We start from the raw sequence: 26,131 nt of genomic DNA on the forward strand, positions 1-26,131 counted from the left end.
GTTCGTCATGTCCCGAGTCTGCCAAGTGACCGGCAAGCGCCCGTCGGTGGGCAACAATGTGTCGCACGCCAACAACAAGACGCGCAGGCGCTTCCTGCCCAATCTGCACACGCACCGTTTCTGGGTCGACAGCGAGAAGCGCTTCGTCAAGCTGCGTGTGTCCAGCAAGGGCATGCGCATCATCGACAAAAACGGTATTGAAAGCGTGCTGAGCGATATGCGCTCGCGCGGAATGAAGGTGTAAACCATGGCAGGAAAGGTCAAAAAGGATCGCGAGAAGATCCGTCTCGTCTCCACCGCCGGCACCGGCTTCTTCTACACGACGACCAAGAACAAGAAGAACACGCCGGACAAGTTCGAGTTCCGCAAGTACGACCCGGTCGTGCGCAAGCACGTCGCGTTCAAGGAAGCCAAGATCAAGTAGGCCGCTCGGCGGCCGTCGGGTACCGCCACCACTGGCCGCCAGGCCGCGTCGCGGCTGCTCCGAATATTGATTGTTGCTTTTTCGTCATGCCGGGTCGCGCAGGTCCAACCCACACGGTGGGCCTTGGCTGCACCAAGTCACAGTTGACCGCGTCGCATGACCTGCTCCCAACGCTTTCGGCGGACCGCGCTCGCGGGATCCTATCAGCCGTCAGCGAGCACTCCTCGGGCCAGCGTGCGTCGGCCGCCGTGCCCTGTATAGCGTCTCGGGTGGGTACGCCGACGGCTCCGCCGGGAACCGTCGGCACGGATGCCAGCGTCTTGAAGGCGCAACACGAGCGGCCTACGCTCCGCGCCCGAATCCATCATCCATCGATATCGTGCCGACCGTGAATATTGCCGCCATCACCGACCAGCTGATCAGCGCCGGGCACCTGCTGCACCGGCGTGGCTGGGTTCCGGCCAGCGGCGGCAACTTCTCGGCCCGGCTCGCCCCCAACCAACTGCTGATGACCTCCAGCGGTTGCCACAAGGGCGAACTGTCCGCCTCGGATTTCCTGGTGGTGGATGACCAGGGCCAGCCTGGGCAGGGTGAAACGCGGCGGGCCTCCGCCGAGACGCTGCTGCACTGCGCGATCTATCGTGTCGACCCGACGGCGGCAGCGGTCCTGCATACCCATTCTGTGCCGGCCACGGTATTATCCCGCGCTCTTGAAGCCGGGGTAATGCTCCGGGACTACGAGCTGTTGAAGATTCTAGACGGAATCTCCACACATGAGGTCAGCGTTGAAATCCCGATTTTCGACAATGATCAGAACATGACACGTCTTTCGACGGTCATAGAGGACGCCATGCATCAGGGCAGGGGGCGCCACGGTTTTTTGATCCGTGGACACGGTCTCTACGCCTGGGGCAGCAGCGTGGCCGAAGCCCGCTACCGGGTGGAGGCGCTTGAGTTCCTGTTTGACTGCGAATGGCAGTCGCAACTGGGGGAGGCAAGACAATAATGACGAGCTTACGAATCTTTTCCGAACACAATCCGCACAAGGCCGAACGCGCCGTCTACGACCGCGCGAGCGTGGCACGCGAACTGGACCGCATTGGCGTGCTTTACGAGCAGTGGGACGCGTCCCAGCCGTTGGATGCGGACGCGTCGCAGGACGAAATCATCGAGGCCTATCGCGAGCAGATCGACCGCCTGATGAAGGAGCACGGCTTCCGCTCAGTGGATGTGATCTCACTGACCGCGGACCACCCGCAAAAGGACGCACTGCGCGACAAGTTCCTGCATGAGCACACCCACGACGATCACGAAGTACGCTTCTTCGTCGAAGGCGAAGGGCTGTTCTATCTGCACGCCAACGGTCGTATCTATGCCGTGCTCTGCCGCGCCGGTGACCTGCTGTCCGTGCCGGCCGGCATGACACACTGGTTCGATATGGGGCCGGAGCCCTGCCTCAAGGCGATCCGCCTGTTCACCACGCCGGAAGGTTGGGTGGCCAACTTCACGGGCAGCACTATCGCCGACCGCTTTCCGCGTCTCGACAAGATCGAATCCGCGGCCTGAGTCGAATCGCTGCGGGCCAGGCGGTCATCCGACGAAGAGCGCACGCGCCATGATCCGAGCCGTTGTGACTGACATCGAAGGGTGAGCCGGATGTGTTCAGTGTCCGGCGGACACTGAACCCCGCGAACGCCCGGCCATGGAGGCCGGGCCGGGACCGCCAGCCATGGACGGCTTTGGGAGCACTATCATGCAAGCCATCGTGACGGACATCGAAGGCACAACCAGCTCGATCGCCTTCGTGCACGACACGCTGTTCCCCTATGCGCGGGAGCGCATGGTCGAGTATCTGCGCGGGCATTGGCACGATGCGGCAGTACGCGTCCACGTGGAGGAAGTGGTCAGGGAGGCTGCCTGTGCAGACACGCCCGAAGCCGTGGGCGCAGAACTGCTGCGCTGGATGGATGCGGATCGCAAGGCCACACCGCTGAAGGCCTTGCAGGGCAACATTTGGGCCGAAGGTTATGCCGATGGCAGCCTGCACGGTCACGTCTATCCCGACACGCCGGAGTATCTGCGGCGTTGGGCGCGGGCCGGGCTTGCGCTCTACGTCTATTCCTCCGGCTCGGTAGCGGCGCAGAAACTGATCTTCGGGCATTCGCTGGCCGGAGATCTGTGCCCGCTGTTCTCGGGCTATTTCGACACCACGATCGGTGGCAAGAAGGAGTCCGCTTCCTACCAGTGCATCGTGGATGCCGTGGGTTGTCCGGCGGCCGATATCCTCTTCCTGTCCGATGTGGGCGCAGAGCTGGACGCCGCGGCAGCAGTCGGACTGCAGACCTGCCAACTGGTGCGCGACGCAGCCGTGGAGCGTGCCGTCGCCCATCCGCAAGCCGAAGATTTCGCGGCGGTCGACGCCCGGTTTCAGCTCAGCGCGTAGTCATCGACTCGGCCGCCAGTGTCAGTTGGCGCGCGGGGATCGAGCGCCCCAGCCAATGCGTAGCAGGTGTCTCGAAGCGGTCGACGGAGGTCGCAGTGGTAAAGAACTGGTGCCGCGGCTGGCACTCTGCGGGGGCTTCCAGGGCGTGCTGCGCGAGCAACCGCGCGGTCTGACGCGCTACCGCCGGCGCGGGATCGATCAGACGCATATGAGCGCCGCACAGCGGGGCGATCAGCGACTTGATCAACGGATAGTGCGTGCAGGCCATCACCATGACGTCGGCCCCGGCCGCGCGCGAGGGCGCAACGAAGCTTTCGAGCATGGCATTCAGCGTGTCGGTGTCCGCACAGCTTTCGATGGCGTCGACCAGACCCGGGCAGCCTTCCGCAATGATGCGCATGTCCTGCGCGTGGCGGGCTACGGTGCCGCGGTACAGTTCGCCCGACAGCGTGGCTGGCGTGGCGAGGACCCCGGCGACGCGACGGAGCGACATGGCCGCCGCAGGTTTGATGGCGGGCTCCATGCCGACGAAGGGAACTCCGGGGTAGGCACGGCGCAGATGCTGCAGCGCGGCGGCGGAAGCTGAATTGCATGCCACCACGATCAGCTTGCAGTCGTGGACGTCGGTTAGGAAGGCCGTGACCCGCAGCGCCAACGAAAGAATCTCGCCCGGCGGGCGCGGGCCGTAGGGCACGTGCGCCTGGTCGGCGACATAGACCGTGGACTCAAGGGGAAGTTGCTCGACAAGGGCGTGCCACACGGAGAGCCCGCCGATGCCCGAATCGAAGATGCCAACCGGGCGTGCGTCGCCGCCGGCCGTCATTGCTGGAGTGCTGCCACCCAATGCGCGTTAGGGTCGCCGATGACGACAAAGCCGGGATTGAGCAGGGTGTCGCGCGCGTTGTAGCGCATGGGCTGCAGATCGGGCAGTGTGGCCACGCGGGCACCCGCAATTTCGGCAACGCATTGGCCGGCACCCGTGTCCCATTCGCTGGTGGGCCCGGTACGCGGATAGAGATCCGCCGCGCCCTCGGCCACCAGGCAGAACTTGAGCGAGCTTCCGGTGCTAACGGCTTCGTGCGGCGGCAGCCGCTGCAGCAGGTCGGCCAGCGCCTCGTCGCGATGCGAACGACTCACCACAAAGGCCGGGCGCTCCGGAGCAGTGCGGGTATGAATCGCATGGCGCTGGCCGGCATCCTCGCGGAAGGCGCCAATGCCCTTCGCGGCCAGATAACTGGTCCCGAGCGCAGGGGCGTGCACCACACCCAGGGTTGGTACGCCGTCCTCGATCAGGGCGATGTTGACCGTGAATTCGCCGTTGCGATTGACGAACTCCTTGGTGCCGTCGAGCGGGTCGACCAGCCAGAAGCGCGACCAGGAACGCCGGTCCTGGTGCTCGGCATCGCTGCCTTCCTCCGACAGCACCGGGATGCTGTCGTCGAGCGTGCGCAGGCCCTCCATGATGATCTGGTGCGCGGCCAGGTCAGCCTGGGTGAGGGGAGAATCATCCGCCTTGGTGTCCACCGCGAAATCGGTGTTGTAGACGGTCAGGATGGCGCGGCCGGCGTCTTGTGCGATGGCCAGCACCGAATCCAGTAGCGCTGCGCTGATCATTCCGAATCTCTAGCAAAACAGGCCGTATGATAGGGGCATGTCCATTCGTCTGCCGTGGCCAGACATCGACGACGTGCTGCTCGACATGGACGGCACCCTGCTCGATCTGGCCTTCGACAACCACTTCTGGCAGCGCCTGTTGCCGCAGCGCTACGCGCAGCGCCATGGCGTGACCGAAGATGCCGCGCGCAAGGCATTGGCGCCACACTTCGAGCGCACGCTGGGGACACTGGACTGGTATTGCATCGACTTCTGGCATCGGCAGACCGGTGTCGATGTTGGTGCCCTGAAACGGGAAGTCGCCAAGGATGTCCGGCTGCTACCCGAGACCACGGCCTTTCTCGATGGCCTCAAGCAGCGTGATAAGCGCCTGTGGCTGGTCACCAACGCCCATCCTGAAACGCTGGCCATCAAGCTCGAACGCGCGCCGATTGCGCACTACTTCGATCGCATCGTCAGTTCGCATGAACTGGCGGCACCCAAGGAGCATCCCGGTTTCTGGGAGGGCTTGAGCGCCCGCCACCCCTTCGACCCGCAACGCGCGGTATTGGTCGACGACTCCGAGGCCGTCTTGAAGGCGGGTCATGCCTTCGGGCTGGGTCATATCGTGACGGCCGCCTGGCCGGACCGCGGGCGCCCCATGCGCCGGGACACGGCTTTTCCGGCGGTGCGCGTGCTCACCGAGCTGCTCGACGGCTAGACCCTGGGGCAGTGCTCGCGCGTAGCCTCGCGCGCAGCATCGCCCGCACAGAGATTGCGATCGTACTTGCGAATGATTCCTATCTGCCCTAGCATGCACGTTTGCTTCGGCGGGCACCGAGCCCGCATCATTTGAAAATCAACTGGGGAAAGCAATGCGGAAATGGATGCACGGCGCGGTCCTTATCGGAACCGTGGCCCTTGCGGCATGTGATGGGGCGTCAGATAACGTCGTTAGCGGTGGCGGCAACGGGGGCGTGGAGGTACCGGCCCGCTACGCCTTCGAAAGCAACTTTGTGGCGGGCGTGAGTTCGGTGGCCTATCAAGGCCAGATTTGTCGTCATGTGCTGATCACCGCGCTGACCAATGCCGTTCGCGACGCCGCTGAGATCAGTGGTCAGGAATATCGCGGCCAATCCGTGCCGTATTTCGATGACACCATCGTCGGCGCCATCGCCGACCAGGATACCGCGCAGATCCTCGACCTCGACCTGCCGGTACCTGCCGACGTGGCCACCTTGGGTGACCTGTGCGGCACCAAGCATCTGGTGGAGAAGCTGGCGGGCAACGACACCGTTACGGACCACCGCGACTGGAATACCGAATTTGAAGGCGTGAGCGGATTCAACAATGCCGAGGACTATGCCCGTGCCCTCATCCGCGAAGCTTCCGAACAGGCGGCCACCGGAACCAACCCGGCTGGTCAGCCCACCTATGTGACGCCGGACGGCCGCGACCTTGCGCAGTTCGTGCAGAAATTCCTGCTCGGGGCCGTCGCCTTGTCGCAGGGCATGGACGACTATCTCGACGATGATGTTGCGGGCAAGGGCCTGCTGGCCTCGCCGGAGCGCGACGGCGACGCCCCCTACAGTGCCGTCGAGCACCAGTGGGATGAGGGTTACGGTTACTTCGGCGCGGCGCGGGCCTTTGCAGAGCGCAGTGACGAGGTCAATCGCACAGGCGTGGTTGACGACAACGGTGATGGCGTCATGGACATCAACGCCGAACACAACTTCGGTGCGTCCACCAACGCTGCCAAGCGCGACGTCGGAGCCTCGGACGAAGCGCCGACCGACTTCACCACCGCCGGCTTCGAAGCCTTCAAGACCGGTCGCGCGATTATTACGGACGCGGGTGTTGGCTTCAACGAGATGACGACGGAGCAGCAGCAGGCGCTGCTGGCCGCGCGCGACGCTGCCGTTGCGGCATGGGAAGGCGCCTACGCCGCCACCGTGGTGCATTACATCAATGACACCTTGAACGACCTGGCAGCCATCGACGACCCGAGTCGCGAGTTCTCCTTCTCCGATCTGGCCAAGCATTTCTCGGAGATGAAGGCCTTCGCGCTGGGCTTCCAGTTCCACCGAAACTCGCCGTTGCTGCAGCCCGTTATGGAAGGCAGCGACGAAAGCCGCTTCCAGCGTCTGCACACGCTGTTGCGCGACAACCCGCCGTGCCAGGCCGGCATCTGCACCAATGAGCAGGCCTATCGCGACGATCTGCTGGAAGCCCGTGCCCTCATGGGTGAAGCCTACGGCTTTGCCCAGGCCAACCTGGAGGTTTGGTAATGCAAAAGACGACAGCAGCCTGGACGGCTGCTGCCGCGCTCGCCCTCGCCGCATGTGGCGGCGGGGGTGGGGGTGGTGGCGGTAGCGGTGGCAATGGCGGCGGACCGGCGCTGGGTGACGACGCCCGGCGCATGGTCCTGGCTGATATCGCCGACAACGTCATCCTGCCCACCCTGCGTGATCTGGATGCCGACGCGGCGGCCCTTGCTACCGCGGTGGACGCGCACGCTAGTGCCGATGGCGCCGACGACGCGGCATTGACGGCGGCACGCAACGCCTGGCTGGAAGCATCCGACAGCCTGCAGCGTGCCGAGGTGCTGCAACTCGGTCCGGCGGCGACGTCCGGCACCGGCGATCCGCAGCCCGGCGCCATGGATATTCGCGATCAGATCTATTCCTACCCGGATAGCAATGACTGCATCGTCGACAACTCCGCCTTCGCGGACGAAGACGTGGATGCCAGCACGCGCTTGAGTGCCAAGGGCATGGATGCACTCGAATACCTGCTCTTCTTCGAGGGGGAAAACACGGATTGCCCGCCACCGGATGGCGTGGATCTGGCGGCGTCACGCGCCAGCTACGCGGCCAAGGTCGCCCGGTTCACGGCGGACCAGGCAAGCCTCCTGCGCCAGGAATGGGAGCCGTCGGGTGACGACTTCCGCGGTACTTTCGCCAATGCCGGCGACGGCAGCATGACCTACAACCGGCCACAGGACGCCCTCGACGCACTGTCCCTGGCACTGTTCTATGTCGAGAAGCAAAGCAAGGACCGCAAGATCGCCTGTCCGACCGGTATCGGTGCCAGCGGCCTGTCTTGCCCCGGCCCCGACGTGTCGAGGGTGGAGTACCCCAACGCACGGGCATCGGGCGACGCGCTGCGCGCGAATTACGAAACCTTCCGCGATGTCTTCCAGGGCGTTGATGGCGACATGGGTATCAATACCCTGCTCGAAAGCATCGGCCGCGAAGACCTCGTGCAGGATCTCAACACGGCACTCACGGCCGCGCTGGATCTAATCGATCGCGTCGAGAACGAGTTGGGCGGATTCGAAGCCGCAGTGGAAGCCATCGGCAGCAGCGACGCCTGCAGCAGCGCGGCGGGCGCCGCGGAAGATCCGGCGCAGGCGGCGACCGCGCCGCTCGCCTGTGCCCTGCAGGGTCGCGTCAAGACGGTGACGACGATCTTCCGTGCCGACATTGTCAACGCACTCAGCCTCGCCACGCCGCAGGCGGCAGCTGGAGACAACGACTAAGTGTTTGCCGTGGGTTCTCGCGCGACGGAGGCGACTGCCCCTCGGCAGCGCTTTCTGAACTGGCTGCAGCAGCCCCGCGACATCGCAGCCCTGGCCGTGTTCCGCATGGCCTTCGGGCTGTTGATGTGCGCGGGGGCGCTGCGCTTCATGGCGAATGGCTGGATCGAGCGGCTCTTCGTCGCCCCTGAGTTTCATTTCAAGTACTGGGGATTCTCGTGGGTGACGGTACCGCCCGAGTGGGGCCTGTACGCGCTCTACAGCGGAATCGCCATCACGGCGGCCATGGTCGCGCTGGGCGCCTTCTATCGCGTGGCGATCATCAGCTTCTGGTGTCTGTTTACCTACGCCGAGCTGATGGATGTGGTGACCTACCTCAACCACTATTACTTCGTCAGCCTGCTGGCCCTCATCCTGTGCTTCCTGTCGCCGCATCGCGCCTGGTCGGTGGATGCGTGGCGCAAGCCTTCGCTGCGCGCCGAGACGCTGCCCACCTGGCAAACCTGGTGGCTGCGCTTCCAGGTCGGTCTGCTCTATTTCTACGCAGGCTGGGCCAAGTTCGAGACCGACTGGCTGCTGCACGCCCAGCCGCTGAACATCTGGCTGCCGCCGCACACCGGCATGCCTCTCATCGGCGGTCTGCTTGACGATATCTGGGTGCACTACGCCTTCTCGTGGTTTGCCTTTGTCTTCGACGTCACCATCATTGGCTTCATGCTGATGCGCTGGTCACGGCCCTATGCCTTTGCCGTCATCCTTGTCTTCCACGTGATGACGCATCTGTTCTTCAACATCGGGCTGTTCCCCTTCATCATGGTGCTGTCGGTGCTGGTCTTTTTCGATGCAGACTGGCCGCGCAAGCTGCTGCGGCGTCTACCGCATCCACCGCGCTTCAGCGCGCCGATCGCTACCCCCTCTACGCCGATGGCACGCTGGCGGCCGTTGACGACCCTGTTCACTGTGGCGGTGCTGGTGTTCTGCAGCGTGCAATTCCTGCTGCCGCTGCGGCATTGGGCCTACCCCGGTACGGTGCTGTGGAACGAGCAGGGCATGCGCTTCTCATGGCGCGTCATGCTGCGCGAGAAGTCCGGCGCACTCACCTATCACGTAGTCACCGCCGATGGCCGCCGGCGGCAGGTATCGCCGCATGATTATCTGACCGAGGCGCAATACCGGGAGATGGTCGGCCAGCCCGATCTGATCCTGCAGCTCGCGCATCACATCCGCGATTCCTTCAATGCGCAAGGGGTCGGGCCGGTGGCCGTCTATGCCGATGCCATGGTGGCGCTGAACGGCCGCAGGGCGCGTCCGCTGATCGACCCCGAGGTGGACCTCGCGAAAGTTCGGGACGGTATCGGCCGAGCCAATTGGATCACTGCGCCACCGGAGACCGTGCCGCCGCTGCATCGGCCGCTTGAGATTGCGCGTCACCCGTGAGCGAGCCGCGCGCACCCATCCTCCTCTTCGACGGCGCCTGTCGCTTCTGCAACCGCTGGGTTACCTTCGTGCTGCGCCATGAGGCCACGCCCCGACTGCGCTTCGCGGCGCTGCAGTCAGAGCCAGCGCGTGCGCTGTTGCAAGCGCGGGGAATCGATCCGGAAGTGCGCGATACTATGTTTCTGCTTGAAGGGGATCGGCTCAGTAGTCATTCCACGGCACTGTGGCGTCTGGGCCGCTATCTGCAAGGGTGGCCGCGCCTGCTGATGCTGCTGCGCTGGATTCCGGTGCCAGTACGCGATGCGGGCTATCGCCTGTTCGGACGCTGGCGGTACCGCCTGTTCGGTGCCGATCCTCATTGCAGCGTGCTGCAGCCTGAAGTGCGGCAGCGCTTTCTGCTCCATGATCTTTGCGACGACTGAGCCAGTCGCGCGACCCGACCATCCATCAGGTTTCTCAGTGATGCCATCTCTTCGCGGCGCCCTCGCGCTCATTGTCTGCACCGCCATCGCCCCACACGCTGCTTTGCGCGCGCAGGCGCCTGAAACCGATGCAAGCGGTACACCCGAATCCACGCAAATGGCGCCGGTGACAATCATCGGGACCCCGGATGAGCTCGTGCGCACGGTGGGGTCGGCCCATCTGGTCGACGAGAGCGACCTGGAGCAATTCCATTACGGGGATCTCAATCGCGTACTGCAGGAGGTTCCCGGGCTCTACATCCGCGAGGAAGACGGCTTCGGCTTGCGTCCGAACATTGGACTGCGCGGCGCCAATTCGGACCGCAGTCAGAAGGTCACGCTGATGGAAGATGGCGTGCTGTTCGGGCCGGCGCCCTACGCGGCACCGGCGGCGTACTACTTTCCACAGACGCTGCGCATGGTGGGCGTCGAGGTGTTCAAGGGGCCGGCCGCTATCCAGTACGGGCCACAGACCATTGGTGGCGCCATCAACCTGCTGTCGGCACCCATCGCCGATGAAGCGGGCGGACTGCTCAGCATGGCGGCGGGCAGTGACGGTTTCGGGCGCCTGCATACGCGCTACGGCGGACCGATCAACGCGGATTGGAGCGCGCAGGGCGAGCTGGTGCACCGCCGCAGTGATGGCTTCAAGGAACTCGATGGCGGCGGTGACACGGGCTTTGATCAGACCGAAGCGATGGTCAAGATCGGCCGACGCCTTGGTCAGGGGCGCGCGGAACTGCGTCTGGGCTATGCCAACGAGACCTCCGACGAGACCTATCTCGGGCTGACCGAATCGGATTTTCGCGCCCAGCCGGACCGCCGTTATCTGGCTAGCCGCCTCGATGAGATGACCTGGGACTGGTACGGCATCCGGGCGGATATCGAGCACCCGCTGTGGGGCGGGGAAGCGCGCCTGACGGCCTACAGCCATGACTTCGAGCGCGCCTGGCTGAAGTTCAACAATGTCCGCGACACGGACATCCGCAACATCCTTCGCAACCCGGACACACCGCGCAATCGCGAGCGTCTGCAGGTCGTGCGCGGGGACATTGATTCCAATCCGGACTTTGCGGGCGATGATCTGCTGATCGGGACCAATGACCGCAGCATGCGCTCTTCCGGGCTGCAGGGCCGCTTCTCGCGCAGCTTCGACAGTGATCGGCTGAGTCACCGTGTCACTACCGGTTTTCTGCTGCATTCGGATCGCATCCACCGCGATCACGACGAGAATGCCTTCGATGTGCGCGATGGCGCGCTGGTGCGCAACGACGTACCGACAGCCATCACTGCCGACAATACCGGTCGCGCCACCGCGCTGGCGGTCTATGCGCGTGACGAGATGGCCTGGGGGCGGTTGACGCTGACTCCGGGCTTGCGCGTGGAAGCTATCCGCACGGAATTCGACAATCGTCTGGTGGGGCAGTCGAACAGCGAAGACTTTCTGGTGGTGCTGCCCGGCATCGGGCTGCATTTCGCGCAGACGGAGCGGCTGGCTTGGCTGGCGGGTGTGCACCGCGGCTTCTCGCCGCCATCGCCGAGTCTCGACAGCGGTGTCGAAGAGGAAGATGCCGTCAATGCCGAATTCGGCCTGCGCTGGCGCAGCCCGGTCGGACGGATGGAGGCGATTGGCTTCTACAGCCGTTACAGCAATCTCACCGCGCAGTGCACCTTCTCGGCGGGCTGCGACGATACCCAGATCGGGGAGCAGACCAACGCCGGTCGCGTGCGCGTCTACGGTCTGGAGACGGCCTACCGGCATCGCATCGCGGTGGGGCAGACGCTGTTCGTGCCGGTGGAGGTGTCCTACACCTTCACGCAGGGTGAGTTCCGTGAGGCCTTTGAATCCTCCAATCCGCAATTCGGCGATGTCGAGCCGGGCTTCGAGCTGCCTTATGTTCCTGAGCACCGACTCAATGTGCAGAGCGGGTTGGCAGGGTTGCAGTGGGAGGTTGTTGCCTCGCTGCAGTATCAGTCCGAGATGCGGGACACCGCCGGCCGTGGTCCCATTCCGGCTGCCTCCGGCAGCGACAGCTTCACGGTTCTGGACCTGGCAGGGCGCTACGATCTGACATCCACAGTGGCGCTGACGGCGCGGATCGATAACTTGCTGGATCGTGACTATGTCGTCGCCCGCCGACCCTTTGGCGCGCGGCCTGGCAAACCGCTGAGCGCGCAGGTCGGGATCGACTGGCGCTTCTAGGCCGCAGGCAATGCGCCGCGAGACCGATTATCGGTCCGGCGTGGGCATGACCGGTGCGCTTGTGTATGTTGTGCGGCATGCAGCCAGCGTCGACAGGGGTTCAGGGCGCTGCCGGCCGCCATCGAAAGGCGGCTGGCTTTACCCTGTTGGAGTTGATGATTGCGGTCACCGTCATTGGCATCCTCGCCGCGGTGGCCATACCCACCTACCAGGACTATCTGGTCCGCTCCAAGGTCGCGGAAGCCTTTTCGCTGGCTTCCAGCGCCAAGACCGTGGTGGCCGAAGGCTTCCTCGTATCTGGGCAATTTCCGAGCAGCAACGCCGAGGTCGGATTGCCTGCGCCGACCGACTTGCGGGGCCGCTATGTGCGTTCGGTCGCAATCCGAGACGGCGGTGCCATCGAGGCAACCTTCAGTGCTCAACCGATTGCTGGGGAAACACTGACGCTGATTCCCAATGTCTCGGGTGGCCAAGGCGTGCGTTGGTGCTGCCGCTCTAGTCTCCCTCGCAACTATCTCCCGCGCAGCTGTACCGATTCCGAGGAGGCCTGTAGCGTGCAGGCGCTCGGTGGCGGTAACGGTGGCGGCAATGGCAGCGGTAACGGCAGCGGCACTGGCGGCAGCGGGTCCGGCGGCGCTGGGTCGGGTGGCTCGGGCAGTGGGTCTGGGGCGGGGTCTGGCAGCGGCAGCAGTGGCGGCGGCAAGAGCGGGGGCAGTGCTGGTGGTTCCGGCGGCGGTGGCAGTGGCGCATCCGGTGGCAGTTCCGGTGGCGGAGGCGGAGGCGGCAGCAGCAGTAGCGGTGCCGGTTCGGGGAGCGGATCCGGCGGTTCTGGCTCGGCCGGGAGCGGTGGCAGTGGCAGTGGTAGCGGTAGCGGCGGAGGCAGTTCTTCCGGTGGCGCCGGTCAAGGCAGTGGGGGCAGCGCCAGCGGTTCGGGTTCCGGGGCGGGCTTGGGCTCCGGCACTGGCGCTGGCTCCGGGTCAGGTTCTGGTTCCGGTTCCGGTTCTGGCTCTGGCTCCGGCTCAGGCGCGGGTTCCAGTGCTGGTGCCGGCGCAGGCAAAGGTTCTGGTCAGGGTGCTGGCGGTAGCGCGAGCGGATCCGGCGCGTCAGGGAGCGGAAACGGCAACGGCAACGGCCGCGGTGGCGGTGACAACAATGGACGCAGTTCGGACAACGGGCCTGGCAACGATAAAGGTCCAGACAACGACGCGGACTGCGAGGGGGGCATTGGACGCGGTCTGGGTTGGCTCTTCGGGCGTGGACGTGGCAGCGCCGGGTGTTCGGATGATGATTGAGAAGGGCCTCGCCATGGGTGTGACTGCGACGCTGAAGCCACGGGAGCTGAAATCATGACGGCCAAGCTTGCCGAGCTCCCATCGATCCTGCTTGAGGATCGGCTCCATCTGCTCCGCGCTCTGGTGCTGTTCGCGTGGGGTTTGCTGGTCGTTTTCGTGGGGGTGGAAGCCGCACTGCGCATGCACCCTCAAGCGGATTGGCCGGAAGTCGCCGGCTTCTCTACGACCTACAACACGCTGCTGGCGGTTTTCGCAGTCAATACTCTGGTGCTGACCGCACTTCTGGTACAGCGTGACTGGTTCGAACGTGTGCCCCGAAATGCCGAGCATCGCGTGGCCTGGCTGTTATATCTGGTCCTTATCTGGCTCGGTCTGCATCTGTTCTTCCTGTTCCATATCGCCGGTGCCTTCTCGGGGGCACTGGGTGCGTTACCGGTGGTGAGCATCGTGGCGATGCTCGTACTGCTGCCTGGCCCGGCTGGTTGGGGCTTTGCGGTGTACATGGCCACGGGCTACCTGCTCGTCGCCGCGATGGCCCAGGCCGCAATCATCCACCCGGAGGGTGCGCTGGCGACCGCTTTCGCCCCCGAGGGCCTGCTTTTTGGTCTGGCCTGGATCGCACTCTTCGCTGTGGCACTGGCTGTCGGTCTCTGGGGGCGCGGCGGTTGGGCCGATGCCACTGCCGACGAGCATCCAGCCCGTCGCGTCGATCCCGATACTGGGCTGTTCCGCGCGGCTTTCCTTCAGCAGCGCCTACACCGCGAGTTACGGCGCGGCCGGCGCCAGCAGAGTCCCGCCACGCTCTTGATGATCGACGTCGACGAGGGCCGCGGTGGCTTCTCGGAGGCCGATCGCGTGCGGCCCTATGCCGACCGCTTGCTGGCAACCATCCGCTTGCAGTCCGACACACCGGCGCACTATGCCGCTGGCCGTGTTGCCCTTCTCATGCCAGCCACCGACGGCGCGGCAGCGCAGGCCTTCTGTCAGCGTCTGATTGGCTCGCTGCAGGATGCCGGGCTGAGGCTGCCGAAGATGGCCGCTGCCGTGGTGGAAAGCGCCGCCGTGGATGCCATGCAATGGGCAACGGCGGCGGAAAGTGCGCTACGCCAGGCACCAGAAGGCGGCGCACTTCAGCTGGTTCGCCTTTAAGCCGGAGCGTCGCTCAGCCCTTGGGCCCACCGCGGTTCCCGCGCCGATCGCGTGAGCCACCGCCACCGCCGCGACGTTGACGGTGGCCCCCTGAGCCTTTCTTTGCGGCACTGCGTGGGGGCTTGGGCAGGGCGGCCTTGAGCTCCGTGGCCATCCAGCTACCGGCATCTGGCAGGTTCGGGATTTTCATGCCGGTGTAGGCCTCGATCTCGGGCAGGGAGTAGACCCATTCCTCGCAACACAGAGAGATAGCATCACCTTCTGCCCCCGCGCGGGCGGTACGGCCAATGCGGTGCACATAGTCCTGCGCGTCCTGCGGCAGGTCGTAGTTGATGACGTGCGTCACGCCATCGATGTGCAGACCACGCGCCGCCACATCGGTGGCAACCAGCACCCCAAGGGCGCCGCTGCGGAAGCTTTCGAGCAATTGCTCGCGCTTTTTCTGCGGTACGTCGCCGGATAGCGTTCTCGCCTCGATGTCGTTTCCGCGCAGGGTGCGTTCGACCACGTCGGCTGCGCGCTTGGTGTTCACGAAAATCATGGTCCGCGTCGCGCCGGTGTGGCGCAGCACACCCACCAGCATGGGCAGCTTCTCATCGTTGGCGACATGTACCAAAGATTGCCGGACGCGATCGGCGGTGACCTGCTCGGGCTCGATCTCCACCCGCGTCGGGTTGTTCATGTGCTCGTAGGCCAGCTCGAGCACGCGATGCGACAGTGTGGCGGAGAACAGGTAGTTGCGGCGCTGATCGGCCGGCTTGCAATGCCGCAGGATGTAACGGATGTCACTGATGAAGCCGAGGTCGAACATCCGGTCGGCTTCGTCGAGCACGGCCACCTGGGCGTGCTTGAGCGTGAAGACCTTCTGCTTGAAATAGTCGATCAGTCGGCCCGGCGTCCCGATCAACACATCCACGCCCTGAGCGATCTGCTCGCGCTGTGCTTCGTAGCCGGTGCCGCCATAGACCAGTCCCAGCCGGATGCCGGTGTCGCGCGCCAGTGGCTCGGCGTCCTTGTGAATCTGGATGACGAGTTCGCGTGTGGGCGCCAGGATGACCGCGCGTGGCTGGCCGTCGGGCCCGCTCGGCTCCGTGCGGATGAGGTGGTCGAGCGTGGCGAGCAGAAAGGCGATGGTCTTGCCCGTGCCGGTCTGTGCCTGGCCGGCAATATCCTTGCCGTCGAGTGCCAGCGGCAGGGTCTTGGCCTGAATCGGGGTGCAGTGGCTAAAGCCGATCTGGCGCAGGTTGTCCTGCAGGGTCTTGGCGAGGGGAAGCGCGTTGAAGGCGAGCGCGGTCTTGGAGTCGGTATCGGTCATATCGTGGGCGCCTCGCGCCCGGTGCGTGTGTTCGGTTGCTTGATCGTCTTTGTCTATGCCAAGGATACGCCTGCGCTACCGTAGATGCCGGAATTGCGAACGAAAACGCCAATAGGGCTTGCAAATTTGGCCCGCCTCAGATTCAATGCAGGTAGCGGTTTCCGACACGGCGCTTTCGGCGCTGTTGATTGCATGGAAACCGATTCCCCGCCGCGCGCATTTACCACTGCAGCACCTGCCTGAGGTGCGCATCCGCAGTGCGGCGAGCATGCTCATTTCATTTCGTTCCCACGAGGAGCCCATCGAGCCATGAGTGACAACGTCACGTCCGTTTCGTCGGACAATTTTGATGCCGAGGTCTTGCAATCCGACAAGCCCGTCCTGGTTGATTTCTGGGCGGAGTGGTGCGGTCCCTGCCGCATGATCGCTCCGGTACTGGAGCAGGTCGCCGATGAGAAACAGGGCGAACTGAAGGTCGTCAAGCTCAACGTCGACGAGAATCAGGACGTTGCGCAGCGATTTTCGGTGCGCGGTATCCCGACGCTCATCCTTTTCAAGAATGGCGACGCGGCTGCAACGCAGACCGGCGCCGTAGGCAAAGCACAACTGGCAGCCTTCGTTGAGCAACACATCTAACCAGCCGGGGCCGAAGCGCTCGCGCCCGCGTCGTCGGCCCCGCAACAAGAATCCGAACAGTGGCGGCCCCTCGGTCGCCGGTCTCCCCTCCGACGAGGAACTCGAAGCCGATATCGCCGCGGCGGCCAATGAGCCCGATGCCGATGGTGAAGGCAGTTCCAGCGTCAACATCGCCGAGTTGAAATCCATGACCGCGACCGCGCTCATGGAGCTGGCGTCGGCGCAGGGGGTGGAGAACGTCTCGCGCAGCAAGAAGCCCGAGCTCATCACGGCCCTGCTCAATGCCGCCGCCGATCGCGGGGAGCAGATCTTCGATACCGGCGTGCTGGAGCTGGTGGATCAAGGCTATGGCTTCCTGCGGTCGCCGGATGCGTCCTACCTTGCCGGGCCGGATGACGTCTATGTCTCTGCCAGTCAGGTCAAGCGCTTCGGTCTGCGCACCGGTGACACCATCACCGGCCGCGTGCGCGCACCCAAGGAGAACGAACGCTACTTCGCGCTGCTCAAGATCAATGAGCTGAACTACGAAGCGCCGGAGAAGACGCGTCGCAAGGTCAACTTCGAGAACCTGACGCCGCTGTTCCCGGAAGAGCGTCTCACCATGGAGCGCGGCAACGGCACCACGGAAGACATCACGGCGCGCATCCTCGATCTCATCGCGCCATGCGGCAAGGGGCAGCGCGGGCTGATCGTCTCGCCGCCAAAGGCGGGCAAGACCATGCTGCTGCAGAACGTCGCGCAGTCGATCATGGCGAACTACCCGGATGTCTATCTCATCGTGCTGCTGATCGACGAGCGCCCCGAGGAAGTCACCGACATGCAGCGCACTGTGCGCGGCGAAGTGGTTGCTTCCACCTTCGATGAGGCCGCTTCGCGTCACACCCAGGTTGCGGAGATGGTGATCGAGAAGGCCAAGCGCCTGGTCGAACACAAGCGCGATGTGGTCATCCTGCTGGATTCCATCACGCGTCTGGCGCGCGCCTACAACACGGTGGCGCCAAGCTCCGGCAAGGTGCTCACCGGTGGTGTGGACGCCAACGCACTGCAGAAGCCGAAGCGCTTCTTCGGTGCCGCCCGCAACGTCGAGGAAGGCGGCAGCCTCACCATTCTGGCCACCGCGCTCATCGAGACCGGCTCGAAGATGGACGAAGTCATCTACGAGGAGTTCAAGGGCACGGGCAACATGGAGATCCACCTGGAGCGTCGCCTCGCCGAGAAGCGCGTCTATCCGGCGGTCAACATCAATCGATCCGGCACGCGTCGCGAAGAGTTGATGATCGACCCCGGTGATCTCCAGAAGATCTGGCTGTTGCGCAAGGCGCTGCACGACATGGACGAGATGTCGGCCATGGAATTGCTCCTGGATCGCATGAAGCAGACCAAGACTAATTCGCAGTTCTTCGATGCCATGAAGCGCAACTGATCACGCAGGATCGGGAAGGCAAGGGCGTGTGCATCGTCTCTGAGGTGCGGTAGTGACCACGGACGCTGCATACGCCCCCGAACTCGCTGCCCTCAATGTCGCCATCGATGGGGCGGCACAATGGCTGATCCGGCAGTGTCGCTTCGCGGGGCGCTTCGAATACGGCTACGACGCGCGTGGCGTGCCAATGCAACGCTACAACGTGGCCCGCCACGCCGGTGCGTTGTACGCCCTGGCCCAGTTCGGTGAGCGACCGTCAACCATTGCGGTCGACCCGACCATCGATGCCGCATCGCGCTATCTGGCCACTGCCTGCATCCGGACGGTGCCTGGTCAGGCCGACTGCTTTGCCTTGTGGGGGGACCCTGAGGGGCGTCCGCTGGAGGCGAAGTTGGGCGCCGCCGGTCTGGCCTTGGCAGCGTGGTGTGGCATGGATGCCAACCAGGTCTGGCGCCCTCCGGTGAAGGTCCTGTCCGGCATTGGGGCCTTCATTGCCAGCCTGCAGGATGAGCATGGCCATTTCATCTCTAAGTATCACGCCTCCAAGGGAGGCATGACGCAGTGGGAATCCCTCTACTACCCTGGCGAGGCGGCACTTGGGCTGACGCGCCTGTATGCGGTGGACGAGAACCCGGATTGGCTCGATGCCGCGGAGCGCGCGCTGCTGTATCTGGCGCGCAAGCGCCGCGCCAGCGGACGCTGTGAGCCGGATCACTGGGCCTTGCTTGCCACCGAGGCGCTGTGGCCCTTTGCCATGGAGCGCAAAGCACTCCTCGAACATGCCGTAATGATTGTCGAGACCATGCTGGCGGAGGGGCAGTCCAGCGGTGCGCTCAGTCGCTGCGGACGCACCACGCCCACAACCACCCGTCTCGAAGGCTTGCTGGCAGTGCGTTCACTGTTGCCGCCAGGGCATGCCGTGACGCGAAGCCTGGAGCGCATGCTGCCCGCCGCTGTGGCCTACAGTCTTCGGGCGCGTGTGGTCGGTGGACTGCATGAGGGCGCCGTGCAGCGTGCGCCGGAAAGGTCGGTGGATGCGAAGGCCACGGAGCTGCGTATCGACTATGCGCAGCACGCTCTGTCGGCCTGGATGGCCTGGCGGGATGGTGCCACCCATATCGAGGGTGCCGGCGCCAAGCGCGGTTGACATCGACCGGCGTGCGTCTATGATGCCCGCGTGCCCAAGGCTCGCCTTCGGCGCAGCCTCTTTACTCCGCATTGAGCGCATGGAAATCATCGCTTCCATATTCCGCTCCAACGCATCCCAACAGCCCGTGCAGGGCGGCTGGAACCCGACGGCACACTAGTTCAGGTATCCGGTCGCCTCGCGTAACCTGAGGTGGCCCATGGAACGCGAAGACATGCTGTTTTCTTTGCGCGCCGCGCTGAACGGTGACGACACGATTGTGCCGACGCTGGTGCGACAGACGCACCCGGCGGACATGGCGGCGATGCTCGCGGAGTTCGAGCCCATCCAGGTCAGGCGACTGATCGCGCAGGTGGCGGCGACCGAGCGTGCCGAAATCTTTGGCTACCTCCCACCCGAGTTCCAGCTCGAGGTGGTGCAGCTGATGACCCGGCCGGAGCTGGTGGCTCTGTTCGTGGAAATGTCCTCCGACGAGCGCGCGGACCTCTACAACGAGCTGCCGCAGGATGCACAGGAAACGCTGCTGCCGGCGCTGGCGCAGGTGGAACGCGAGGACATCCGCAAGCTTGCTGCCTATGAAGAAGGCACGGTGGGCTCGGTCATGACCTCCGAGTACGCCACGCTGACGCCGGAACTGACCGCGCGACAGGCTGTCGAGCAACTCCGCCGCGTCGCCCCCGACAAGGAGACGATCTACCAGGCCTACGTGGTCGATGAGCTGCGCCGGTTGATCGGAACCGTTTCGCTCCGTGATCTGATCATCGCGCCGCCGCATGCACGAGTCGAGCAATTCATGAAGCACGACCCGATTCACTGTCGCGCCGACGAGGAGCAGCGCGAAGCGGCGCACATGATTTCCAAGTACGACCTTATCGCGCTCCCAGTGGTGGACGCGGAGGAGCGGCTGATTGGTATCGTGACCTACGACGACGCCATGGACGTGGCGGAAGAGGCGGCAACCACGGGCTTTCACAAGGCCGGTGGTTCCTCGGGTGCCCTCGGTGGCAGCATTCGTGACGCCAGCATTACCAGCCTGTACCGCAGCCGCGTGTTCTGGTTGGTGGTGCTTGTCTTCGGCAATATCTTTTCCGGCGCCGGTATCGCGCACTTCGAGGAAACGATCTCCACCCACCTGTCGCTGCTGTTCTTCCTGCCCCTGCTCATCGCCAGTGCGGGCAATGCCGGTTCGCAGGCCTCGACCCTGATGGTGCGCGCTCTGGCCACCGGCGATGTGCTGATGCGCGACTGGGGCCGCATGCTCGGCCGCGAATTTCTGGTGGCCAGCCTGCTTGGTTTGACCATGGCCGTGGCCATTTCCGGTATCGGGGCCTGGCGGGGTGGGGTCGATATCGCCTGGGTGGTGGCGATGACGATGATTATTGTCGTCGTGGTCGGCAGCTTGATCGGCATGTCGCTGCCCTTTGCCATGTCGCGGCTCAAGGTCGATCCGGCCACCGCGAGCGCGCCCCTGGTGGCGTCGATCGCCGACGTCACCGGGGTGGTGATCTATTTCACCATTGCCGCCGCTATGCTTGGGGCGCCCGCGGTCAGCTGATTGCGCGCCACCCAATGTCGCTGCGGAAGTGCATGCCTTCCCAGCGGATTTGGCGCACCGCCGCGTAGGCGGCAGTCTGCGCCGACGCCGTGCTCTCGCCGAGCGCGCAGACACATAGGACGCGACCGCCATGGGTTTGTACCGCGCCGTCCTCACCCAGCCTGGTGCCAGCGTGGAAGACCTTGACGTTCGAACCGAAGGGCAGGTCGAGGCCGTGGATGACGTCACCCTTGCGCGTGCTGGCCGGGTAGCCCTGGGCCGCGAGCACGACGCCCAACGCCGCGCGCGGGTCCCAGCTCGGTTGCACCTTGTCGAGGCGGTGCTCCACGGCGGCTTCCAGCAGTTCAAGCAGGTCCGATGAAAGGCGCATGAGCAGCGGCTGCGTCTCCGGGTCCCCCATGCGTACATTGAACTCCAACACACGCGCTTCGCCGTCCGGGCCGATCATCAGGCCGGCATAGAGGAAACCGGTGAAGTGCACGCCGTCGGCGACCAGGCCGCGCAGGGTCGGGCGGATGACCGTTTCCTCGACGCGTTGTGCCACATCGGGGGTGACCACGGGGGCCGGTGAGTAGGCGCCCATGCCACCCGTGTTGGGGCCGGCATCGCCGTCGCCGACACGCTTGTGGTCCTGCGAAGCGGGGAAGGCGACGAAGTCTTCACCGTCGGCCACCACGATGTAACTGGCTTCCTCGCCTTCCAGAAATTCCTCGACCACGACCTGGGCGTCCGTATCACCGAGCGCCAGCATGTCGTGTACCGCATTGAGTGCCGTGGCTTCATCCAGCGCGACCACGACGCCCTTGCCGGCCGCCAGGCCATCGGCCTTGATGACGATGGGTGCACCGTGTGCGCGAATCCAGTCGCAGGCCTCCTCTGCGTCGGTGAAGCTTGCGTAGGCGCCGGTCGGGATCCCGTGTCGCTCGAGAAAGGCCTTGGTGTAGGCCTTCGAGGCTTCCAGTCGCGCCGCCGAACGGTTCGGGCCGAAGCAGGCCAAGCCGGCCGCCTGAAAGGCGTCGACGACCCCCTGCACCAGCGGTGCCTCGGGTCCAACCACCGTGAAATCCACCGCCTCGTCATGCGCCAAGCGCAGCAGACCGTCGACGTCCTCGGCCGCGACCTCGGCATTGCGACAGCCCGCCTCGCGCGCCGTTCCGGCATTGCCCGGTGCCACGATGACTTCGTCCACCCGTGGCGATTGCGACAGTTTCCACGCCAGGGCGTGCTCACGACCGCCGCCCCCGATGACCAGCACTTTCATGTTTGCGGCTTCAGCGATGCTTGCGAATGGGGCGCTAGCTTAGCCGATGACAGGTGGTTACTTCTTGTTGTCGCCGGAACCGCTGTCCTTCTTGCCGAAAAAGCCCATCTGTGCACGCAGCAGATCGTTCATGGCAGCCATCGGGCCGCCGCTCATCAACTGCTTGAACTGCCGTTCGACCGTATCCTGCTGTTGCATGAATTGTTCGGTGGCTGCCTCGATATACTGGCCGAACGCAGACTGCATGATGTGGCCGTAGAAGCGGATCATGTTGCGCAGCATGCGCGTACTGAGCAGCGGCTCTCCCGATTCCTCGGCCTCGACGATGATCTGCAGCAGCATGCTGCGCGTGATGTCCCGGCCGCTGGTTTTGTCCTGAACGACGAATTCCTCGCCGTCCACCACCATCTGGCGGAGATCATCGAGGTTGATGAACCGTGCCTGCGCGGTGTCGTAGAGCCTACGGTTGGGATACTTGCGTATGAGGCGCGCGGCAGTCATGCGACGATGATACGCCGTGTGGCCGGTCGATGCTGTCCTGCACCGCCCGGCCACAAGGGGCCCTAATGGATGAAGTGACCGCCGTTGACCGGCAGATTGGCACCCGTGACGAAGGAGGCCTGTTCCGAGCAGAGGTAGGTCACTGCCGCGGCGATATCACGGGGCTGACCGAAGCGCTTGGCCGGGATGTCCTTTTTGATGGTTTCGCGGATCTCCTCGGGTACGGCTTGAATCATCGGGCTGTCGATGTAGCCGGGGGAGATGGTGTTGACGGTCACTCCCTTGGCAGCCACTTCCTGCGCCAGCGCCATCGTGAAGCCGTGCATGCCTGCCTTCGCCGCCGAGTAATTGCACTGTCCGAACTGGCCCTTCTGCCCGTTGATGGAGGACAGATTGACGATGCGGCCGAATCCGTTCTCCGCCATGCTCGGGGCAATCGTGCGGCAGGTGTTGAAGACGCTATCGAGATTGACCCGCATGACCAGATCCCACTGCTCTTCCGTCATGCGCTTGAGCGGGGCGTCGCGCGTGATGCCGGCGCCGTTGACCAGAAAGCTGATGGGACCGTGCTCCGCCGTGATTGCCTCCACCGCCTCCTGGGTTTCCTTGAAGCTGGCCACGTCGAAGGGTTGCAGCGCGATATTCCAGCCGTTGTCGTGTGCGTCCTTCTGCAGCGCCTTGGCGCTGGGTGCGTCCATGTGCGAGCAGCTCGCCACCACGCGCGCGCCGGCACGGGCAAGGTAGACGCAGATGATGCGCCCAATGGCACCGCTGCCGCCAGTGACGAGGGCGACGCGGTTTTTCAGATCGACTTGCATGAGGGGTACTCCTTTCGTTGTTATGGGGTGACGCTTTAGGGGGTTTCGACGGCGAGGGCCACGCCCTGACCGCCACCGATGCACAGGGTCGCGAGGCCGCGACCGCCACCCCGCCGACGCAGGGCATGAATCAGAGTGACCAGCACGCGGGCTCCCGATGCGCCGATCGGATGGCCAATGGCGATCGCTCCGCCGTTGACGTTGACGCGCGCGGGATCCCACTGCAGTTCGCGCCCGACGCTCAGCGCCTGGGCAGCAAAAGCCTCGTTGGCTTCGATCAGGTCGAGATCCTTGATCGTCCAGCCCGCGCGCTCCAGGCAGCGTTGGGTAGCGGGCACCGGGCCGATGCCCATGGTGGCGGGGTCGACACCGGCACTGCCTGCGGCGCGGATCGTGACCAGGGGCTCCAGTCCCAGCGAGCGGGCGCGCTCGGCCGACATCACCAGTAGAGCAGCGGCGCCATCGTTCAGGCTGGAGGCGTTACCGGCGGTTACCGAGCCTTCGCCGCGGAATGCCGGGCGCAGCTTGGCCAGACCTTCGGCCGTGGTGTCGGCACGGATGCCCTCGTCACGTTCCACCATTTTTGGCGGACCTTTGCGCTGCGGCACTTCCACCGGAACGACTTCGTCATCGAAGGCACCACTGTCCCAGGCAGCGGCGGCCTTGGCGTGGGACTCTGCCGCGAAAGCGTCCTGCTCGGCGCGGGAAATCGCGTACTTGTCCGCGAGGCGTTCGGCGGTCTCGCCCATATGGAAGTCATTGAAGGCGTCCCACAGCCCGTCAACGATCATGCTGTCACGCAGATTCCAATGGCCAAGACGCTTGCCGTCGCGTGATCCATCGAGCACGTGCGGCGCATTGGACATGCTTTCCTGACCGCCAGCCAGTACCGTGTGCGCGTCGCCGGCGCGGATGCTCTGCGCGGCCAGCGCCACGGCTTTCAAGCCGCTGCCGCACACTTTGTTGATCGTCATTGCCGGCACTTCTTGCGGAATGCCGGAATGGATGGCGGTCTGGCGCGCCGGGTTCTGCCCGCAGCCCGCTGCCAGGACCTGGCCAAGAATGGTTTCATCAATCGAGGCGGGGTCAATGGCGGCGCGCGCCAGCAGAGCCCGGACCAGTTGTGTTCCCAGCGTGGTGGCCTGCAGCGATGCCAGTCCGCCCCCGAAACTGCCGACCGGCGTGCGTGCCGCGGCGGTGATTACACATTCCATTGAATGTCTCCTCCCATGTGATCAATAGAAAAGGCCACTGCGGCGAATGCGCCACAGTGGCCACTAGGACCGCCTCATGCAGCGGCTTGCTGAGCTTCGGCAACCTTGCCACTCACCGTGGACAGCACGGTCTCGGTCAGACCGACGACCAGGTCGAGGCCTTCGCTGAAGATCGTCGAGCCGGCCGTCATGGCTTGCTCGGCAACGGCAGCAGCGGCGCCGAATTGCTGGTTACCAAGCTGGGTGAGCTCGTCGAGGTAGCTCTGACCCAGGGTGTTCATCTTCTCGCCCAGCTGTTCGAAGACTTCGTAGGCGGCCTTCGGGGAATCGGCGTTGACAAAGGCCGGAACCGCGTCGTGGGCGGCGCGCATCGCACCGACCGCCTGCGCCTGGTTGGCCTTGGCCATGGCTTCGGTCGTGGAGATCAGCTTCTCGCCGGCGAGGGTGGCCGGTTCGAGGGCGGCCTTGCCCATGCGACCGAAGGCGTCGGTGATGTCATTGAAGGGGTAGTTCATCGTTAGCTCCTGTAGGGGTCTTGCCTGGATGGCGAGGCCACTATAGCACCAGAGTTTTTGCAATGCAAAATAATTGCGCTGGCGATTAGTAGTAAGTGTAAACCCTACAATTACATATAACCCACTGTTTTTTAATGTTGCAGCTTTGCGGTCCTGGATTTGCGCTCCTTTTCCTAAGGGCGTAATCTCTGCAGTGCAAAAACCTGACGGGCTGGGCCCGCCGCAACCTGAGGAGTAGTTATGCAGAACCCCAACTGGAGCTGGCCCTTTAGCGCCGCAGCCAACAATCCCTTTTTCTCCAACGTGTCCAGTCCGCTCAAGAATCCCTTCGATTGGTCGGCTTGGCAAACGGGGGGTGCAACAAGTGCACAAGACCCGACGGCCTGGATGCAGCAGTTCTTTGCGCAGATTCGTCAGGCCATGCCCGACGGCAAGGACGCTGCAACGGCCGAGTGGCAGAAGGCTGCCACCGCGCTGTCCGACTCGATGACGACACAGTGGGAACGTTGGAGCGAGCTGTTCGGCAACGCCGCTGGCGCCACTCGTGGCAGCGGTGCCATGCATTCCGGCATACAGAATCTGCTCGATGAGCAAATGGCCCCGCTGGGGCTGTCGCGCGAAGTAACCCGGCAGATGCAGGAGCTGGCCGATGTGCACGCGCAGATGGGGCCGGCCATCGCCAAGCTGCAGGAGGCTCTTTCCGGCTTTCCCGAGCAGTTCCAGAAGGCGCTGGCCCAGCTGATCGAGCAGCGCACGCACTCGGGGCAGCCTGTGACCTCGCTGCGCGGCATGATCGATCTGTGGATCGAAGCAGGCGAGCTTGCTTTCGCCGAAATTGCGCACAGTGACGCATTCAGCCGCGCCTTCGGCGGCTTCACGGATGCAATGTCGCGCGCCAAGATCGCACGCTCCAAGTGGCTTGACAGCCAGCTCGAAACCATTGGCCTGCCGACGCGCGCCGAAATGCAGACCAGCCACGAGCGTCTGCAGCAGGCACGCCGGGACATTCGTGCCCTCAAGCGGGAAGTTGCGGCGCTGCGTGCGCTGGTCGAGGGGCAGCAAGAGACGGCAGCGCACAGTGGAGCCACGCCAGCGGCTCCGGCGGCCAAGAAGGCTGCAACCAAGAAGAGCGCACGCAAGGCCAGCAGCAAGCGTGCTTCCGCGGCCCGCAAGAACGCCGCGACCAATACCCAACACGAGGATTAA

General features: G+C 64.4%; 26 protein-coding genes. 18 read left to right on the forward strand and 8 right to left on the reverse strand.

What is annotated here, in order from left to right; genetic code table 11:
* Positions 1–7: 7 nt before the first annotated feature.
* The 5 genes from rpmB (at position 8) to mtnC (ending at position 2,867) form a co-directional block, all read left to right on the forward strand.
* Positions 8–244, forward strand: coding sequence for a 50S ribosomal protein L28 (gene rpmB, locus ACOOFO_RS04340; RefSeq protein ID WP_223056933.1), 237 nt, complete (start codon positions 8–10; stop codon positions 242–244).
* A gap of 3 nt (positions 245–247) precedes the next feature.
* The gene (rpmG, locus tag ACOOFO_RS04345; RefSeq protein ID WP_223056932.1) at positions 248–424 is read left to right on the forward strand and encodes a 50S ribosomal protein L33; all 177 of its coding nucleotides are present in this window, start codon (positions 248–250) and stop codon (positions 422–424) included.
* A 388-nt stretch (positions 425–812) separates the two neighbouring features.
* A complete protein-coding gene (locus tag ACOOFO_RS04350) occupies positions 813–1,430 on the forward strand; it encodes a methylthioribulose 1-phosphate dehydratase (RefSeq protein ID WP_420428435.1) in 618 nt (205 codons plus the stop codon).
* The gene (locus ACOOFO_RS04355) at positions 1,430–1,990 is read left to right on the forward strand and encodes a 1,2-dihydroxy-3-keto-5-methylthiopentene dioxygenase (protein WP_420428436.1); all 561 of its coding nucleotides are present in this window, start codon (positions 1,430–1,432) and stop codon (positions 1,988–1,990) included. Before ACOOFO_RS04350 ends, ACOOFO_RS04355 begins: the two co-directional genes overlap by 1 nt.
* A 184-nt stretch (positions 1,991–2,174) precedes the next feature.
* Positions 2,175–2,867, forward strand: a complete 693-nt coding sequence (mtnC, locus tag ACOOFO_RS04360; RefSeq protein WP_420429641.1) for an acireductone synthase — start codon at positions 2,175–2,177, stop codon at positions 2,865–2,867.
* Here mtnC and murI read toward each other — a convergent pair.
* Both murI and cysQ read right to left on the reverse strand, forming a co-directional pair.
* Positions 2,857–3,690, reverse strand: a complete 834-nt coding sequence (gene murI, locus ACOOFO_RS04365) for a glutamate racemase (RefSeq protein WP_420428437.1) — start codon at positions 3,688–3,690, stop codon at positions 2,857–2,859. The genes mtnC and murI overlap by 11 nt on opposite strands.
* Positions 3,687–4,481 carry a 3'(2'),5'-bisphosphate nucleotidase CysQ gene (gene cysQ, locus ACOOFO_RS04370; protein ID WP_420428438.1) on the reverse strand — a complete coding sequence of 265 codons (795 nt, stop codon included), beginning with the start codon at positions 4,479–4,481 and terminating at the stop codon, positions 3,687–3,689. Before cysQ ends, murI begins: the two co-directional genes overlap by 4 nt.
* Before the next feature lie 37 nt (positions 4,482–4,518).
* Between cysQ and yrfG the strand changes: the two genes are divergently transcribed.
* The 8 genes from yrfG (at position 4,519) to ACOOFO_RS04410 (ending at position 14,540) form a co-directional block, all read left to right on the forward strand.
* Positions 4,519–5,181, forward strand: a complete 663-nt coding sequence (yrfG, locus tag ACOOFO_RS04375) for a GMP/IMP nucleotidase (RefSeq protein ID WP_420428439.1) — start codon at positions 4,519–4,521, stop codon at positions 5,179–5,181.
* Between the two features lie 166 nt (positions 5,182–5,347).
* Positions 5,348–6,748, forward strand: a complete 1,401-nt coding sequence (locus ACOOFO_RS04380; RefSeq protein WP_420428440.1) for a DUF4856 domain-containing protein — start codon at positions 5,348–5,350, stop codon at positions 6,746–6,748.
* A complete protein-coding gene (locus tag ACOOFO_RS04385) occupies positions 6,748–8,001 on the forward strand; it encodes an imelysin family protein (protein WP_420428441.1) in 1,254 nt (417 codons plus the stop codon). The genes ACOOFO_RS04380 and ACOOFO_RS04385 overlap by 1 nt, the downstream gene beginning before the upstream one ends.
* Before the next feature lie 9 nt (positions 8,002–8,010).
* The gene (locus ACOOFO_RS04390) at positions 8,011–9,435 is read left to right on the forward strand and encodes an HTTM domain-containing protein (protein WP_420428442.1); all 1,425 of its coding nucleotides are present in this window, start codon (positions 8,011–8,013) and stop codon (positions 9,433–9,435) included.
* Positions 9,432–9,857, forward strand: coding sequence for a thiol-disulfide oxidoreductase DCC family protein (locus ACOOFO_RS04395; protein WP_420428443.1), 426 nt, complete (start codon positions 9,432–9,434; stop codon positions 9,855–9,857). Before ACOOFO_RS04390 ends, ACOOFO_RS04395 begins: the two co-directional genes overlap by 4 nt.
* A gap of 40 nt (positions 9,858–9,897) precedes the next feature.
* The gene (locus ACOOFO_RS04400) at positions 9,898–12,099 is read left to right on the forward strand and encodes a TonB-dependent receptor family protein (protein ID WP_420428444.1); all 2,202 of its coding nucleotides are present in this window, start codon (positions 9,898–9,900) and stop codon (positions 12,097–12,099) included.
* A gap of 77 nt (positions 12,100–12,176) precedes the next feature.
* Positions 12,177–13,391, forward strand: coding sequence for a pilin (locus tag ACOOFO_RS04405; protein WP_420428445.1), 1,215 nt, complete (start codon positions 12,177–12,179; stop codon positions 13,389–13,391).
* Between the two features lie 54 nt (positions 13,392–13,445).
* Positions 13,446–14,540 (forward strand): diguanylate cyclase domain-containing protein, encoded by a 1,095-nt coding sequence (locus tag ACOOFO_RS04410; RefSeq protein WP_420428446.1) that lies wholly within the window; start codon positions 13,446–13,448, stop codon positions 14,538–14,540.
* Between the two features lie 13 nt (positions 14,541–14,553).
* On the opposite strand, the gene ACOOFO_RS04415 is transcribed toward ACOOFO_RS04410, so the two are convergent.
* A complete protein-coding gene (locus ACOOFO_RS04415; RefSeq protein ID WP_420428447.1) occupies positions 14,554–15,855 on the reverse strand; it encodes a DEAD/DEAH box helicase in 1,302 nt (433 codons plus the stop codon).
* A gap of 309 nt (positions 15,856–16,164) precedes the next feature.
* Between ACOOFO_RS04415 and trxA the strand changes: the two genes are divergently transcribed.
* The 4 genes from trxA (at position 16,165) to mgtE (ending at position 20,616) form a co-directional block, all read left to right on the forward strand.
* Positions 16,165–16,491, forward strand: coding sequence for a thioredoxin TrxA (gene trxA / locus ACOOFO_RS04420; RefSeq protein WP_223056921.1), 327 nt, complete (start codon positions 16,165–16,167; stop codon positions 16,489–16,491).
* Between the two features lie 112 nt (positions 16,492–16,603).
* A complete protein-coding gene (gene rho, locus ACOOFO_RS04425) occupies positions 16,604–17,914 on the forward strand; it encodes a transcription termination factor Rho (protein WP_350164157.1) in 1,311 nt (436 codons plus the stop codon).
* 52 nt (positions 17,915–17,966) lie between these two features.
* The gene (locus tag ACOOFO_RS04430) at positions 17,967–19,061 is read left to right on the forward strand and encodes a hypothetical protein (RefSeq protein WP_420428448.1); all 1,095 of its coding nucleotides are present in this window, start codon (positions 17,967–17,969) and stop codon (positions 19,059–19,061) included.
* Positions 19,062–19,260: 199 nt separating this feature from the next.
* Positions 19,261–20,616, forward strand: coding sequence for a magnesium transporter (gene mgtE, locus ACOOFO_RS04435; RefSeq protein WP_420428449.1), 1,356 nt, complete (start codon positions 19,261–19,263; stop codon positions 20,614–20,616).
* Here the strand turns inward: mgtE and purD are convergent.
* From purD to ACOOFO_RS04460, 5 genes are all read right to left on the reverse strand, one after another.
* The gene (gene purD, locus ACOOFO_RS04440) at positions 20,609–21,877 is read right to left on the reverse strand and encodes a phosphoribosylamine--glycine ligase (protein ID WP_420428450.1); all 1,269 of its coding nucleotides are present in this window, start codon (positions 21,875–21,877) and stop codon (positions 20,609–20,611) included. The genes mgtE and purD overlap by 8 nt on opposite strands.
* A 57-nt stretch (positions 21,878–21,934) precedes the next feature.
* Entirely contained in the window at positions 21,935–22,378 is a 444-nt protein-coding gene (gene phaR, locus ACOOFO_RS04445; RefSeq protein WP_420428451.1) for a polyhydroxyalkanoate synthesis repressor PhaR, read from the reverse strand.
* 62 nt (positions 22,379–22,440) lie between these two features.
* Positions 22,441–23,196 (reverse strand): acetoacetyl-CoA reductase, encoded by a 756-nt coding sequence (gene phbB / locus ACOOFO_RS04450; protein WP_420428452.1) that lies wholly within the window; start codon positions 23,194–23,196, stop codon positions 22,441–22,443.
* Positions 23,197–23,231: 35 nt separating this feature from the next.
* Positions 23,232–24,410: an acetyl-CoA C-acetyltransferase gene (locus tag ACOOFO_RS04455; RefSeq protein WP_420428453.1), complete on the reverse strand. Its 1,179-nt coding sequence runs from the start codon at positions 24,408–24,410 to the stop codon at positions 23,232–23,234.
* A 74-nt stretch (positions 24,411–24,484) separates the two neighbouring features.
* Complete coding sequence (locus ACOOFO_RS04460; protein ID WP_420428454.1) at positions 24,485–24,925, reverse strand: hypothetical protein; 441 nt, start codon at positions 24,923–24,925, stop codon at positions 24,485–24,487.
* Positions 24,926–25,165: 240 nt separating this feature from the next.
* Between ACOOFO_RS04460 and ACOOFO_RS04465 the strand changes: the two genes are divergently transcribed.
* On the forward strand, positions 25,166–26,131 hold the full coding sequence (locus ACOOFO_RS04465; RefSeq protein ID WP_420428455.1) for a poly(R)-hydroxyalkanoic acid synthase subunit PhaE: 966 nt from the start codon (positions 25,166–25,168) through the stop codon (positions 26,129–26,131).

Source organism: Algiphilus sp. (assembly GCF_965216485.1).
Lineage (GTDB): Bacteria > Pseudomonadota > Gammaproteobacteria > Nevskiales > Nevskiaceae > Algiphilus.

Excerpts from the sequence above, each read along its gene's own strand:
- ACOOFO_RS04405 (WP_420428445.1), top strand. The coding sequence starts at position 12,177 with ATGCAGCCAGCGTCGACAGGGGTTCAGGGCGCTGCCGGCCGCCATCGA.
- ACOOFO_RS04455 (WP_420428453.1), bottom strand. The coding sequence starts at position 24,410 with ATGGAATGTGTAATCACCGCCGCGGCACGCACGCCGGTCGGCAGTTTC.
- ACOOFO_RS04415 (WP_420428447.1), bottom strand. The coding sequence starts at position 15,855 with ATGACCGATACCGACTCCAAGACCGCGCTCGCCTTCAACGCGCTTCCC.
- mgtE (WP_420428449.1), top strand. The coding sequence starts at position 19,261 with ATGGAACGCGAAGACATGCTGTTTTCTTTGCGCGCCGCGCTGAACGGT.
- yrfG (WP_420428439.1), top strand. The coding sequence starts at position 4,519 with ATGTCCATTCGTCTGCCGTGGCCAGACATCGACGACGTGCTGCTCGAC.
- ACOOFO_RS04400 (WP_420428444.1), top strand. The coding sequence starts at position 9,898 with ATGCCATCTCTTCGCGGCGCCCTCGCGCTCATTGTCTGCACCGCCATC.
- purD (WP_420428450.1), bottom strand. The coding sequence starts at position 21,877 with ATGAAAGTGCTGGTCATCGGGGGCGGCGGTCGTGAGCACGCCCTGGCG.
- phbB (WP_420428452.1), bottom strand. The coding sequence starts at position 23,196 with ATGCAAGTCGATCTGAAAAACCGCGTCGCCCTCGTCACTGGCGGCAGC.
- ACOOFO_RS04380 (WP_420428440.1), top strand. The coding sequence starts at position 5,348 with ATGCACGGCGCGGTCCTTATCGGAACCGTGGCCCTTGCGGCATGTGAT.
- rpmG (WP_223056932.1), top strand. The coding sequence starts at position 248 with ATGGCAGGAAAGGTCAAAAAGGATCGCGAGAAGATCCGTCTCGTCTCC.
- ACOOFO_RS04465 (WP_420428455.1), top strand. The coding sequence starts at position 25,166 with ATGCAGAACCCCAACTGGAGCTGGCCCTTTAGCGCCGCAGCCAACAAT.
- ACOOFO_RS04355 (WP_420428436.1), top strand. The coding sequence starts at position 1,430 with ATGACGAGCTTACGAATCTTTTCCGAACACAATCCGCACAAGGCCGAA.
- trxA (WP_223056921.1), top strand. The coding sequence starts at position 16,165 with ATGAGTGACAACGTCACGTCCGTTTCGTCGGACAATTTTGATGCCGAG.
- murI (WP_420428437.1), bottom strand. The coding sequence starts at position 3,690 with ATGACGGCCGGCGGCGACGCACGCCCGGTTGGCATCTTCGATTCGGGC.
- ACOOFO_RS04460 (WP_420428454.1), bottom strand. The coding sequence starts at position 24,925 with ATGAACTACCCCTTCAATGACATCACCGACGCCTTCGGTCGCATGGGC.
- cysQ (WP_420428438.1), bottom strand. The coding sequence starts at position 4,481 with ATGATCAGCGCAGCGCTACTGGATTCGGTGCTGGCCATCGCACAAGAC.
- rpmB (WP_223056933.1), top strand. The coding sequence starts at position 8 with ATGTCCCGAGTCTGCCAAGTGACCGGCAAGCGCCCGTCGGTGGGCAAC.
- phaR (WP_420428451.1), bottom strand. The coding sequence starts at position 22,378 with ATGACTGCCGCGCGCCTCATACGCAAGTATCCCAACCGTAGGCTCTAC.
- ACOOFO_RS04385 (WP_420428441.1), top strand. The coding sequence starts at position 6,748 with ATGCAAAAGACGACAGCAGCCTGGACGGCTGCTGCCGCGCTCGCCCTC.
- ACOOFO_RS04410 (WP_420428446.1), top strand. The coding sequence starts at position 13,446 with ATGACGGCCAAGCTTGCCGAGCTCCCATCGATCCTGCTTGAGGATCGG.